Annotated in this window: 10 protein-coding genes and 1 tRNA gene; 4 read left to right on the top strand and 7 right to left on the bottom strand. The window is 58.9% G+C overall.

Annotation, left to right across the window (positions count from 1 at the left end; translation table 11 throughout):
- Positions 1 to 16: 16 nt before the first annotated feature.
- From DSHI_RS10670 to DSHI_RS10680, 3 genes are all read right to left on the bottom strand, one after another.
- Positions 17 to 745 carry a hypothetical protein gene (locus DSHI_RS10670; RefSeq protein ID WP_012178767.1) on the bottom strand — a complete coding sequence of 243 codons (729 nt, stop codon included), beginning with the start codon at positions 743 to 745 and terminating at the stop codon, positions 17 to 19.
- Between the two features lie 119 nt (positions 746 to 864).
- Entirely contained in the window at positions 865 to 2,166 is a 1,302-nt protein-coding gene (locus DSHI_RS10675) for a TolC family outer membrane protein (protein WP_083768424.1), read from the bottom strand.
- 131 nt (positions 2,167 to 2,297) lie between these two features.
- The gene (locus tag DSHI_RS10680) at positions 2,298 to 2,951 is read right to left on the bottom strand and encodes a protein-L-isoaspartate O-methyltransferase family protein (protein ID WP_012178769.1); all 654 of its coding nucleotides are present in this window, start codon (positions 2,949 to 2,951) and stop codon (positions 2,298 to 2,300) included.
- 179 nt (positions 2,952 to 3,130) lie between these two features.
- Between DSHI_RS10680 and DSHI_RS10685 the strand changes: the two genes are divergently transcribed.
- Both DSHI_RS10685 and DSHI_RS10690 read left to right on the top strand, forming a co-directional pair.
- Positions 3,131 to 3,204 (top strand) — tRNA-Cys (locus DSHI_RS10685).
- A 254-nt stretch (positions 3,205 to 3,458) separates the two neighbouring features.
- On the top strand, positions 3,459 to 4,859 hold the full coding sequence (locus tag DSHI_RS10690) for a site-specific integrase (protein WP_245532996.1): 1,401 nt from the start codon (positions 3,459 to 3,461) through the stop codon (positions 4,857 to 4,859).
- Positions 4,860 to 4,863: 4 nt separating this feature from the next.
- Here the strand turns inward: DSHI_RS10690 and DSHI_RS10695 are convergent, their stop codons facing one another.
- Positions 4,864 to 7,458, bottom strand: coding sequence for a DEAD/DEAH box helicase (locus DSHI_RS10695; RefSeq protein ID WP_012178771.1), 2,595 nt, complete (start codon positions 7,456 to 7,458; stop codon positions 4,864 to 4,866).
- A gap of 3 nt (positions 7,459 to 7,461) precedes the next feature.
- Positions 7,462 to 8,955 (bottom strand): site-specific DNA-methyltransferase, encoded by a 1,494-nt coding sequence (locus DSHI_RS21740; RefSeq protein WP_157865316.1) that lies wholly within the window; start codon positions 8,953 to 8,955, stop codon positions 7,462 to 7,464.
- 68 nt (positions 8,956 to 9,023) lie between these two features.
- Between DSHI_RS21740 and DSHI_RS10710 the strand changes: the two genes are divergently transcribed.
- Positions 9,024 to 10,135, top strand: a protein-coding gene (locus DSHI_RS10710) for an IS3-like element ISDsh2 family transposase (protein ID WP_076611556.1) whose coding sequence is annotated in 2 segments (ribosomal slippage) — positions 9,024 to 9,279 and positions 9,279 to 10,135 — 1,113 coding nt in all. Because the reading frame shifts where the segments join, the coding sequence is not laid out codon by codon here.
- On the opposite strand, the gene DSHI_RS10715 is transcribed toward DSHI_RS10710, so the two are convergent.
- Positions 10,130 to 10,810: a DNA methyltransferase gene (locus DSHI_RS10715; RefSeq protein ID WP_012178773.1), complete on the bottom strand. Its 681-nt coding sequence runs from the start codon at positions 10,808 to 10,810 to the stop codon at positions 10,130 to 10,132. The genes DSHI_RS10710 and DSHI_RS10715 overlap by 6 nt on opposite strands.
- A 339-nt stretch (positions 10,811 to 11,149) precedes the next feature.
- Positions 11,150 to 11,404, bottom strand: a complete 255-nt coding sequence (locus tag DSHI_RS10720; RefSeq protein WP_012178774.1) for a helix-turn-helix domain-containing protein — start codon at positions 11,402 to 11,404, stop codon at positions 11,150 to 11,152.
- A 99-nt stretch (positions 11,405 to 11,503) separates the two neighbouring features.
- Between DSHI_RS10720 and DSHI_RS10725 the strand changes: the two genes are divergently transcribed.
- On the top strand, positions 11,504 to 12,229 hold the full coding sequence (locus DSHI_RS10725) for a hypothetical protein (RefSeq protein ID WP_245532997.1): 726 nt from the start codon (positions 11,504 to 11,506) through the stop codon (positions 12,227 to 12,229).
- Positions 12,230 to 12,705: the final 476 nt, after the last annotated feature.

Genomic DNA, 12,705 nt, shown 5'->3' on the forward strand with positions numbered 1-12,705 from the left:
GGCGGCGCGGCAGGGATCAATCGCGGTCGCGGGCGTCCAGGCTGCGGGTGATCTCGGTCCGCACGAGGGACTGGAGGCGGCGTGCGACCAGCGCGTCGATCTCGGCGCGCAGTTCTTGCCGGACGATGTCGCGCACCAGCTGCCGCAGGGCCCCGGTGTCGATCCGTCCCTCCGCATCCACGAGATGATCGAGCGCCTGCGCCTCCGCGCTGATTCCGGCCTCGGCCAGGGCGGCCCGCATGGTCTTGCCGACCGCGGCGCGCAGGGCTTCGGACATCTCAGGCAGTGCGGAGACCGCGTCATGGGCCGGGAACCGGTCGAGGTCGGAATCCTCGGCGTAATCCTCCCCCGCCAGCGGATCGACCCGCAGTGGCAGGCGCCAGGGCTCCGGCGGCCGGATCTGGAATTCGGGGGTCAGCAGCAGGGTGCAGGGGCGCGCATCGTCTTCGCCGTCTTCGGAGCGCGTGTCGTCGGTACCCTGTTGTGCGACGAGGTCCGGCGGACGGCTCAGCGGTCCGGACGGCGCGTCCTCCGGTCGGGCGAGATGGGTAACGATACGGTCCACGAAGGGGGTCTCCCGCGGGGCGGGCCTTGGCGCCGCGCGGGTCTGCGGCGGCGGCGCGATCGGCTCGGTCAGGGTCAGGGGCGGCGGGTGGTCCGGGTTGGATGCGGGCTTCGGTTCGGCAAGCTGCCGGATCGTGTCGAGGACATCGGCTGGCATGGGCTTCAAGGGCGCTCTCGGCATCACGTCATCCCGCATGAACTACAAGATAGTGTAGGAACGCATCCTTTTTCACACAAGAAAAACCTGCCCCGACCGGCCGCTTGTCCCGGGTCGCGGGACAATCACGCGCCCTTGGGCGGTTAGTCGCGCATGATGCTTTGCAGCACCCGGTCGAGCCGCGCACCCTGCGTACTGGTCGCCGGCGCATTGGACACCGCGTTGAAATACGCGGCCGGGTCGTAGGTCGGCACCGGCAGGCCGAGGTAGTCTACGGTCATCAGCCCCATGGCCGACAACAGGTCATAGACCGCCTGCACCGCGGAGATCTCGGCCGAGAGCAGGGCTGTGCGCGCGTCGAGCACATCCTGTTCGGCGTCCAGCACATCGAGCGTGGTCCGCGCGCCCAGGCGGGCTTCCTCGGTCACACCTTCGAAGGCGATCTCGGCGGCCTCGACCTGGCGGCGGGTGGAGTCGATATTGGCCCGGGTGACGAGGATTTCGGCCCAGGCGATGCCGACGCGCTGCCGGATCACCAGCACCGACTGGTTCAGGGTGGCGCGGGCGTTCTCGACCCCCGCCAGTGCCTGACGGTACTGGGCGCTCAGACCGCCGCCCTGGTAGATCGGGCCCGACAGCGTCAGCCCGATGCTGGAATCGGTCGTGTCATCGAGCGAGTCGCGGATCGACCGGGAGATGTTGGCCGTGGCGCTCGCCGTGGGCAGGATCGCCTTCTGGGCGACCTCCGCCACGATCTCGGAGGCGCGCACATTATGGCGGCCCTGCAGGATCGAGGGGTGCGTGCGCTCGGCGATCGAGGTCGCCTCCTCGACGGTGGCGGGGATCGCCGGTGACGGGGGCGGCGGGGCCAGGGATTGCGGGAACTGTCCGACCACGGCGCGATACACCTCCCGCGCGGCGGCCTGCTGACCCAGGGCGCGGGTCAGGTTGGCATTGGCCTCCGCCAGCCGGGCCTCGGCCTGGGCGACATCCGTGCGGGTCACCTCGCCGACCTCGAACCGATCGCGCGCGGCGCGCAGCTGTTCGGTGATCACGCGCACGTTGTTGCGCCGCAGGTCCACGTTGTCATTGGCGCCGCGGACGTTCAGGAAGGCGCTCACCCCCTCCAGCAGGACGTCCTGCTCGGTGGCGCGCAGGGCCTCGCGCGTCGCCAGCACCAGTTCCTTGTTGGCCTCGATCCCCAGCCGGGTGCGGCCGAAGTCGAACAGCAGCAGGGACGCGGTGATCCCGAGCGAGCCATTGTCGGTTTCCCGGCCGAAATTGTCCGAATAGCCGTAATCGGCCGAGTAGTTCAGGATCGGGCGGAGCCGGGACACGGCGATTGCTACGTCCTCGTCCGCGGACCGCAGGAGCGCGCGGCTCTGCTCGATCAGTTCGCTGTTCTTGTAGGTATCGACCAGCGCATCGGTCAGGGATTGGGCCATTGCGGCACCGGACGCGGCGCACAGGACGGCCGCCCCGAGGACGGTATGACGCACGAATTTGGAGAACACTGCCTGCACCTCTCTCGTGATCGAATCACTTTTTTTCGAATATGCAGGCTGGTGGAGAGCGTTTAAAGCATAAATGCCTGTTCTTGGGCGAAACCGTTCAGAACTGGTGCAGATGCGTTGAACTCGAAACGCCAGCTGACGTCGCCATCGACCTTGTAGCCGAGCCGGCAGGCGCCGAGGCCCTTCTCCATGAAGATCGCGGCGATGCGACCGCCTTCCTTGACCTGGTCGAGGATGGCGGGGGGCATCCGCTCCACCCCGCCCTGCAGGATGATCACGTCATAGGGGCCGTGTTTGGCCGCCCCTTCGGCAAGCGGCGCGTGGATCACGGCGGCGTTGTCGACATTCTCGGAGGACAGCAGCGTCTCGGCCTCGCGGGCAAGGTCTTCGACCTCTTCGACAGCGACGACCGCATCGGCCAGCCGCGCCAGCAGGGCCGCCGAGTAGCCCAGCCCGCAGCCCAGGTCGAGCACCATCTCGTCGGGCTGGATGTCCAGGGCATCAAGCATCTTGGCCAGGGTCCGCGGCTCCAGCATGACGCGGCCGCCGCCGAGGGGAATATTCTCGCTGATATAGGCGATCTCGCGCTTGTCGTCGGGGGTGAAGACCTCGCGGCGGACATGGAGCATCGCGTCGATGATGTTGAACTTGGTGACGTCGGAGGGGCGCACCTGTGTATCGACCATCATGGTTCTGCGGGCGGCATAATCGGTCATCGGGTGATCTTTCCAGCTGGCTCGGCTTGGTTTGCCATATCACAGCGCGCTCGGCAACGCGCGCGCGGTGCGACACGGAGGCCCGGATGGGTCCGGAAGCTCCCGCAGGGCCAGCAGCGCCCCCCGAGCCGCTTGCACCGCCCCGCCCCCGGTGCTAGAGCATCGGCGCACCCTTGCGCGGCGAGTTGGCGGAGTGGTGACGCAGCGGATTGCAAATCCGTGTACACCGGTTCGATTCCGGTACTCGCCTCCATTTCATTCTAAATCAGTGACTTAGCTTCATGGCTATCGAGTGGGACACAATGGTGGAACACATCCATGAAGCTGTCAGCCTATCTAAGCCCTTCCAGACACGGTATATTCTACTTTCGTTGGCCTCTGCCTCACTCCGGGCGGGAGAAGCGAAGCACGGTTAAGTTATCGTTAAGAACAAGATGCCCACATCAAGCGGCAGACTTGGCACGATACTTGGCTGCACATGGAAGATTAGTGAGGGATAGCAACGCGTTGGCGGGACTGAGGCAGAGCGAGATACGCGAGAAGGTCCAGACTTACTTCAAGGCGCAACTGGACCAGTACCTTGACTGGCTGGACCGGCGCGGCCTGTCGAAGAACGCCCTTACCGATGCCCGCGAAGAAATGCTGGACCACGAAAGCCTGCTAGAGTTGGAAACAACCTCCCCGATGTGGTTGCCCATCTCCCGGTTCAAGCGCGTCATGGACGTTTCAAACGAACAATGGGACGCCAGCCAGCCCCGGATCACGTTCCAGCTTCGCCAAGGTCGCCGGGACATGCTCAAGCGCGTTCTGGACGCCGCTGAGGGCCTTGAGCACTATTCCTATGACGATGCCCCGGCCATCGCTTCCGCCCCTCTAGAGGCGCTCCCAGCCGCTCCCGGTGTCACACTTGAGAAAGCCATCGCGGATTACATGGACGAACACGCTCACCGCTGGGACGAAAAGTATACCGACCAGATATGGGCGTTCTTGAACATCCTTGTCGAATATTGCGGGGCAGATCGCCAGCTTGCGTCGATCACCAAGCAGGACGCGCAGGAAATCAAGAAGGTTGTCAGAGCATTGCCGCAGAATCGGCATGTCAAACCCGAACTTAAAGGCCTCACTTTACAGGAGGTTGTACAGGTCGAGGGGCACCCCAAGATTTCGATTACAACCGTGAACAATCACATCTCAAACTTCATTCGCTTCTTCAAGTGGGCGAAGAACAACGACTACACGCCCCACGCTCTGTTTGAAGGCATGAAGGTGGCTAAAGCGAAAGCGAGCAAAACAGAGCGGAAGCCCTTTAGTCTCGCACAAACTCAACTCATGTATCACGAGTTGACTGAAAACACGTCTGGTCTCGTGCGCAAGCAAAGCCACAAATGGGGCACTCTGCTTGGCATGTTCACTGGGGCGCGTCTCAACGAGATATGCCAGCTATTGATTTCTGACATTCAGCAGGAAGGCGGTACTTGGTTCTTGAACATTGATGACGAAGGTGACGAGCGAAAGCGTGTGAAGTCAAAGGCCAGCAAGCGGAAAGTTCCCATACACTCAGAACTACTTCGCATAGGCTTCTTGGAGTTTGTAGAAAGTCGCTCACGGGATGACCGGTTGTTTCAAGACTTCGAGTATCATCGTAACGGCGGTTACGGGCGCAGCCTCAGCCGTTGGTTCAACGAAAACACTTTTCTCCCCAAGCTGGGGATCAAAAGCCGAGAGTTGGTTTTTCACAGCTTTCGGCACACGATGGTTACGCGGCTCAGTCAAGCAAATGTACCCAACCCAATCGTGCAGTGCGTCGTTGGCCATGAGCGCGCAGGGGTCACACAGGACGTTTACTTCGCTGAAGGCTACACGCTGCCTCAGCTAAAGGATGCAGTTGAAAGGTTCAGTTGGCAGTGACGCGTCAGCCGTGACTTGGATACGGCTTTGCTTGTGGACCCGAGAAAACCGCTGCCGCCTTGGTGGCTTCGCCAACGGCGGCTCTTACTTCCGGAGATTTCAAGTCCAAACACTTGCAAACGCCCTTTGATTCTTCAGCAACCGCTTCAATACGTTCAAAAAGGTGTCCGTGCGTTGCTTCGTATTCACAAAGACCGCGCAGCTTTGGCAGCGCGTCTTCTAAGTGTGTCCCGTGGGGATCAACGATACTCGCTGCAATGGTTCCATCGGGCCGCTCCCTGAAAAAAATGAAGTCAGGGCGCATAATCTCTGGGTCGCCACCATAATCATATACAACGCCAAGTGACTCTGGCTTTGCTGACTTTGGGTTTCGATACCAAGCGACTGCGCCGGACAGATCATTTTCCGTTTTGATAACAAGCGGCTCCCAAGATGAATCCTCAAGAAACGGGAACAAGCCATCTGCATCACAAAGTAGGTGAAGTGGATAAGTAGGGATTGTTACCTCCGATTTGTCCTTTCTCACTTCCACCGTTGGCTGAAGGCTTATCTTCGGTGCTGCTAACATGACGTCCAACGGGTGCGCGCTGAGTTCCCGTAACTCGCGGTATACGTCCTGCCTTTCGTCACTCAGCCCTTTGATTGCAGCCTCATGCTCCGTCAGCCATTCATTGGCCAAGGCTTCGGCCTCGCCTTCCAGCTTGGCTTTGATTGTGTCCACAAGCCCGAGGGCCGCAACATCAGTGTGCGCCTCGATCAAGGCTTCTTCATAGTCTTCCGCGTCGGCATTCTGGTCTGCCAAGTGTTCGCTGTAGGTCTTGGCCAGATCGGGTGAGATCAAACGCGCCGCGCGCTTGTAGGCGTCTTCGATCACCGCATAGTCTGCGGCCTCCACGAAGTCGTCAAACGTCATCTTCTGGGTTTCAATGTCCGTTTTGACTGTCTTGCCTTCGACCGTGAGAACGTCCGTCCGTGCTTTGGCAATCTCCGCCGCTAAGGCTGTCCGCTGCGCATCCAAAACACCATGCAGATGCGCATGGGCTTGCTTGCCAGCGTTTGCCAACAAACCATCCGCAGCGAGTTCATGTGCCAAGGCCGTCAGCCGTTTGATCGGTCTCGCTTGCTTCTTGGGCTTAGCGGCAGATGGCAGACTTACCAGCTTGTCCCACACCGCTTGCGGCACGTCCGGGTTAGGGGCCATTTCCTTTGGATTGATCAGCACTCGGCGTCCAGGCGGACTATCGCCCGCGTCACCGCCTGACATGAGCGCCTCAACAACGGCTTTCACAGTTTCCTGATTGAACTTGGGCAACAGGCAATCGACCGCATTCAGCCGTTCATTCCCCGGAATGCGCCGCGCAAGTGGGGTCCGTACCATGCGGCCCAATAGTTGCGTAATATGCGTCTGGTCAGATGCAGCCCGGAAAGACACCATCACTTCGGCTCTTGGACAATCCCAGCCAGTGCTGATTGCATCTTTGGCCAGCAAAACCCGTACATGGTCCGCTTCCTGAACACGCTGCGGTTCGATGTAAGGCACAACGAAGCCACCGAAGTTTTCTTCCTTGTGTTCACCGAACACGTTGTAAACGCTGTCTGGCGGCAGGTCGGGCCAAGCGTCAAAGATGGTCTTCAGCCATGTTCCCACATCATCTTTGTTGGGGGAGTTCGGCACCTGTAAAACCATCAACGGCTTGACCTTGGCACTATCGCCTTGCTCATCCGCATAAGCCGCCCAAGCCTTGCTCGACTCCTTCAGCTTCTCCGTCCCGCGCCGCAACAAGACCGTCGTGAAGTCGCCTGTGTCTTCGGGCACGTCCAGTGTGATCGTGTCCTTAAGCAAGCCCGATTCCTGCACCAGTTTGGCATCCACAACCACGTTCGGCAGCGCGGTGCGGTCCTTCATCGACTTCACCGCATCGTTGAACCGCTGCACGGTTGCCGACACGCCCCAGACAATCGGGATACCGGGCACCGCGCCTTGACCGTTGATCAGCCGCGTCACGATGGTTTGCGTTCCTTGCCTTGCATCCCGCATACCCCGGTGCGCCTCATCCAGCACCAGATAAAGAGTCAGGTCCGGGTCTTCGATGGTGTTGCGGATCGTGTCCCAGATCGTGTGGGACCGGCCATCGGGCATCAAAGGCGTGCCATCGACGGTCAGAACACCTTGGTCAGATGGGTCAGCACCCCGCACCAGCATGGAGTTCTTGCCCAGCTTCTGCGTATTCAGGAAATACACCTTGCCCGGTTCAAACACCTCGCGTGAGAACGTATTTTCCACCGTCACAAGGTCAGAGGTCGTCAGCTTGTCCGCTGCCTCTTGCAGCCGCCACCGGGATTGCTCGTTCAGGGACGGATCATCGGAAAACCAGATCACCACCGCGCCGGGGTCAGGCTCAAACTCATAGTCGTCAGAGCCGAAGAACAACGCCTCGAACACCGCAGCGGCCATGACCGTCTTACCGGCCCCCGTGGTTGCGGTCAGGGAAAAGGCGTTCTTCTCGCCATCCTCGTGCCAGCGTTTGCGGGCCTTCTTGAGCCGGTCCAGCACCTGGGCCACCGCATCGTCTTGGTAGTCTTTGAGCGTAAACTTCATGTCTCAGCGCCCCGTCGAGAAGCGAAAGTTCTTGAGGTAGGATTCATAGAGCCGCACGGCGTCCACCCCGTCAGGCAGGCCCTGTGCGACGGACTGAAAGCGCCTGTCGTCGTCGGTGACGATGTAGGCGATGCGGATTCCGTCCTTGGCCTCAATCGCCGCTATATAGGGTGCAGCGGCGTCCAGATCGGTCAGAAGACCATAGGTATCGGCCACGTCCCAGCCCGCCTCTGGCAGGCTGTCAATGCGTCGCCCTTCACTGCCTGCCTTCATCCACAGAAGCGGCGCAACACGGGCAAAGGCGCGGTTGTGGCTGACCGAAACCGGGGTTTCATAGCTGAGCGTGAAAAACTCGGCGTTTTCCGCGAAGCCATCGGCCATCGGGAACTCATCGGTGAACTTGTAGTCACCCTTGATCGGGTCGCCATCCGGCGTCTGGCCGGTGATCGCGGCCTTGATGCGTGGCTTGGTGATGTAGTCGCATATGCCCCATTGCTCCCACTCAGGATCACCGGGGCGCAGTCCATCACTTTTCAATGCCTGCTGTTCGCTGGCTTTAACTTCGTTGTTGGTTACGCAAATACACTGCCTGCGACCATCGTCTTGCCTGTTTAACCGCATGGTGGCGTGAAGGCTCGTGCCCGAACCCGAAAAGAAATCGAGTATGATTGCCGACTTGTTACCTCTTACAATTGGCCGAAGAGCATCCTCGACAGCGTACAGGCTTTTGGGAAATGGAAAGGTACGACCATTACCAAGAAACAGACCGATCAAATCGGTCCCATATGCTCCCGCATCATGGCTTGTTCGGTGCCATACTGTGCGAATTTTTCTGGTTGCTGCACCCTCAAACGCAACATCTGCGACGCCGGTAGTTTCATCACGACTCAGCACCCTAAGTGTACCGCTATCAATGTCTTTCCGGTGTTGCTCTGTAAGGTAGGTTAGGCCCCAAGATTTGCGTTTTTTGTCGTATTTACCCAGAGCTATGTAGCCTTCCTTGACTAAGGCATTGAACGTATCAACACCAACACCCCACCTGCCTAGCGAAAGGTCTTTTCGGACTGGCCATACAACAGCATGCCCGTGCTCATTGGAAAGCGAAAAATCAGGTTCCTCTGAAAGAGGTAGGTATTTTCCAGCTCCGACGATCTTGCCAAGTTTTGGGTCAATCCAAATCGGATAGAACATTTGTTCTCGGTCTTTACGTTGAGCTTCATCACCAGAACGCAGCAAGCCCTTCCATCGAGGGCGAGCCAAACCATCTGCGGTTTCTTTTTCCTCCTTAACCGTCAGCAAATCATCATCTGCTGAGTAAATTTGACATTCTGGACCAAAGCAAAAGAAAGCATACTCCTCTACCCTCGACAGGTAGCCCTGAGTAACTCCTTTGGGGTTATTGACGATAGTCACTTGTTGAATTGTATGGTCAGGTAGCGTTTGCTCCAACAGCAATCCCAACCGACGCACCTCGTGCTCATCAATTGTTACGATCAATGCTGACCTGCTCCCCTGAAATGTCCTCAAATTTTGGTTAGCCTGTTCTCTAAGTGAGGAGACAGACGATGAAGAGAAGCCGTTTCAGTGAAGAACAGATCATTGGCATTCTTAAGGAGCACCAGGCTGGGTTGGGCGCGAAGGAGTTGTGTCGCAAGTACGGGATCAGTGACGCGACCTTCTACAAGTGGCGATCCAAGTATGGTGGCATGGAAGTGTCAGATGCGCGACGTTTGAAGACGCTGGAATCTGAGAACGCCAAACTGAAGAAGATGCTGGCTGAGCAGATGATGGATGTTGCGACGCTTAAGGAAATGCTTGGAAAAAACTTCTGAGGCCCGGTTCAAGGAGGAATGCCGTGGACTGGGCCATGAAGACAAAAGGCTACAATCAGCGCCGGGCGTGCGCGCTGGCGGGGATCGATCCGCGTGTGTATCGGCGTCGGTCGAAGCGCCTTGCCGACACGGAACTGCGGGTGAGGATGAAAGAACTGGCGTCCGAGCGGCGTCGGTTCGGTTATCGCCGCCTGCACATGCTGCTGAAGCGTGAGGGCTGGGAGGTAAACTGGAAGAAACTGTACCGGCTCTACCGCGACGAAGGGTTAACCGTTCGTAAACGGGGCGGACGCAAGCGCGCAGTGGGCACCAGGACGCCCATGGCGATCCCGCAGGGGCCAAACCAGAGGTGGTCCCTCGACTTCATGTCGGATGCGCTGGAAGACGGGCGTCGGTTCAGGGTGCTAAACGTGATTGATGACTTTAGCCGGGAATGTCTGGCCGCTGTGGTCGATACATCCATCAGCGGCGCACGTGTCGCCCGCGAGTTGGATCGGATCGCCGAGCTGCGTGGGTACCCCTGCCTTGTGGTCAGCGACAATGGAACCGAACTGACAAGCAACGCGATGCTGAAATGGCAGGAAGACCGTAAAGTCGACTGGCACTACATCGCGCCCGGAAAGCCCATGCAGAATGGCCTCGTCGAAAGCTTCAACGGGAGGATGCGAGAGGAATGCCTGAACGAACACCTGTTCCCGTCACTGCGCCATGCCTGCCGCATGATTGCGGCATGGCGCGACGACTACAACCACCACCGCCCGCACTCGAGTCTCGACGGGCTCACCCCGCGGGAGTATCACCAACGGTCAAGAGAGGACCAAACCCTGAACAGAGCTAACCTATAAACGCGGACTCAAAGGGGAGCAGGTCAATGCCCCAGAAGGCTTCAATAGCTGGCGAGCAACTTGAAGTCGCCTTTCCATGAATGCCAACCATTTCGAATGCCTGTAGACGTCTTCATCACCGACGTATTTATTGTTGTACTTCCAGTCGCTTGCACCCGAGTTATATGGCGGGTCGATATAGATCACGTCGATCTTGCCGCGATGGGTGTAGGTCAGCGCCTCTAGCGCGTGGAAGTTCTCACCATTGATTACCGTGTGATAGGGCTTGTCGCCGCCGCGCTCGACTTTGCCGGTGCTGACCAGACCGGGATAGATGTAGTCGCGGAACTCGGCCACCACGATCAAGTCTTCGACCGGGACCGTCTGTGCCTCTGGCTCCGCTGCCTCGTGCAGCGTCAGGTCCGCTACCCGCTTGCCATCCTGCTTGTAGGTCCGGTTCACCTTCCACAGCCGCTGGTCGCCCTTGTCCGTGCTGCCACGGGGCGGCAACACCCGCACCTTGTCGCCCTTGCGGATGGGCCGTCCGGGCAGTTCCACGCTTTCTGGTGCATGGCGTTCAAAGTTCAGCCCAAAGGCGCGGCGATTGGCCAGCGCACGGAACTCCCGTTCCAGTTCATTGCCAAGTGTGGCGTCTTTGGCCTTGGCCTGTGCTATCAGGTCCGTCAGCCGCGACATGCGCAGCCTCGTTGTGTGGTTTGGGTCGTGGTCTGCAAATGGCCTGCGGTCATGGTCTTGCTCTTGCGGCCCAAGTGGCCGGTTTGGAAATCACTAGATGTGGTGGGTAACTGTGCCCTCAGCCCTACAGTGGCAGACTGCACCGTGGCTGGCCAGCCAAAACCATCGGCTATGGCCTTGGAAATCCCTCGGAAAACCGCAGAACCGCAGCATCCCGCCTAACGAGAGGCAGACGCGCCCGGAGAGGCTCGGAAACGCCCGCTGAGCGGCTCTGTCCTGCATTGGCGACAAGTGCCGACCGCAAGGCGGGAACGGCCCTCACAGGCCCGGAAATCGCGCCTACGCCTCTGCCCGCCCCTCGCCAATGGTCGTGACGATCTCCGACACCGCGCCCAAGCCTTCACAGGCTGCCATCCACTTGGCGAACTCGATCACGTCCAGCCTGCGTTCCTGCGTCTCGACCTTGGCCACGAAGGATTGCGGCTTGTCCAGCCGTTCGGCCAAGTCTGCTTGGGTCAATCCCGCATCAAGCCGCACCTGCCTGAGCCGCTGGCACAGGTAGACGTGTTCCGGGGTGCGAAGGGTCTTGGTCAAGTGACTGCCTGTTGATCGGATGCAGGCAGTCGAGTAATCCCAGGTCAGGATAATACCATTTTAGGATAATCAGACTATCCGGGGCTTTGGGGCCGTGGGATGTCATTGCTTGGAAGGGAACGCCAAATGTGGATCGTTGCAATCCTCTGCGTCGGAACCGTTGTGGTCTGGTATTCCAACAAGCGCCGTGGCCAGCGGTTTGTCCGGGCGGTTCACTTTCTCGACTTGCTAGACAGTGGGGCGAATACAGACGAGGCAAACGGCAAGGTCGCCCGGTTGTTCACCAAGCATTCGACACCGGAAACGGACGTTGCAGCTATCGAATACGCGACGGACAAGGCCAATCGCATGACTGACGGCAAACAACTGCCTTGGATAGACGAAGCCCGACAACGCGGTTTCGCAATCGACAGTGGCGATACACGCTTCGACATGGCCCACATGTCAAATGCCCAACCGCAGGCGAACCGTCCTCAAGATTTTGCGGCAGATTTTTCCGAGGGCCAATCTACTACTGCACCGCACCGGACTTTCCCCCATGCCCCGTCCGTTCTGACAGACACCTACCATGCCGGGTTTGAGAAGATCGAAGCCAACAAGGACGCGCTGCGGTCTGCATTGCAGGCGATCATCTTCACCGGAGTACGTTGGGGCGTGCGGGGCGCAGTGGCGGGGTTTGTCTTCGGTCTTATCGTCCCAAGGCTGGGCGTTCTCAGCTACTATGAGATATGGGCTGTTCCCATCGTCGTCGCGTTCTTCACAGCTATGGCAGGCGTGGCGCTGGGGGCAGCCTACGGCCTTCTGCGTTGGTTTCTCTCAGGATGAATGCTTAGACAGAGGGAGTGCATTGATCCCCGTATCTATCTGTTTTCCCTGCGCAATCGGGACGCCCGCACCATAGGACAGAGAAGCCGAACCCACCATAGGACAGAAGGGACGGTACAGATCGGCAGTGGCCGGGACGATCCCGTGAAGTTGCTTTGCCTTTGGCTATCTCACCTATAGGACAGAAACGGTCTCAGCCTTTGGAAGACCGCCAGTGCAAGCATCTGGATTCCCGCAAAAAATCACCCGCCCACACTTATGGACAGAAGATTGATCCTTGATGGCACCGGACAACCACAAGCCCCTGATTTCCTGAGTGTTTTCTATCGCGCCACCTATAGGACAGATAGGCGAAATAAGGCACGCAGTATCTGTCTGGCCAGATAATCAAGCTGTTGTCCTATAAAATCATTTATAAACAATATCTTATAATCCATGCTCAAAACCGATTGATATACTTGCCTATCCCATCTTCG

The sequence above is a fragment of the Dinoroseobacter shibae DFL 12 = DSM 16493 genome, from assembly GCF_000018145.1.
Taxonomy (GTDB): domain Bacteria; phylum Pseudomonadota; class Alphaproteobacteria; order Rhodobacterales; family Rhodobacteraceae; genus Dinoroseobacter; species Dinoroseobacter shibae.

Bases quoted from the DNA above. Each gene is read 5' to 3' on its own strand.
- DSHI_RS10670 (WP_012178767.1), bottom strand. From the start codon at position 745: ATGCCGAGAGCGCCCTTGAAGCCCATGCCAGCCGATGTCCTCGACACG.
- DSHI_RS10675 (WP_083768424.1), bottom strand. From the start codon at position 2,166: ATGGCCCAATCCCTGACCGATGCGCTGGTCGATACCTACAAGAACAGC.
- DSHI_RS10680 (WP_012178769.1), bottom strand. From the start codon at position 2,951: ATGACCGATTATGCCGCCCGCAGAACCATGATGGTCGATACACAGGTG.
- DSHI_RS10695 (WP_012178771.1), bottom strand. From the start codon at position 7,458: ATGAAGTTTACGCTCAAAGACTACCAAGACGATGCGGTGGCCCAGGTG.
- DSHI_RS10715 (WP_012178773.1), bottom strand. From the start codon at position 10,810: ATGTCGCGGCTGACGGACCTGATAGCACAGGCCAAGGCCAAAGACGCC.
- DSHI_RS10725 (WP_245532997.1), top strand. From the start codon at position 11,504: ATGTCATTGCTTGGAAGGGAACGCCAAATGTGGATCGTTGCAATCCTC.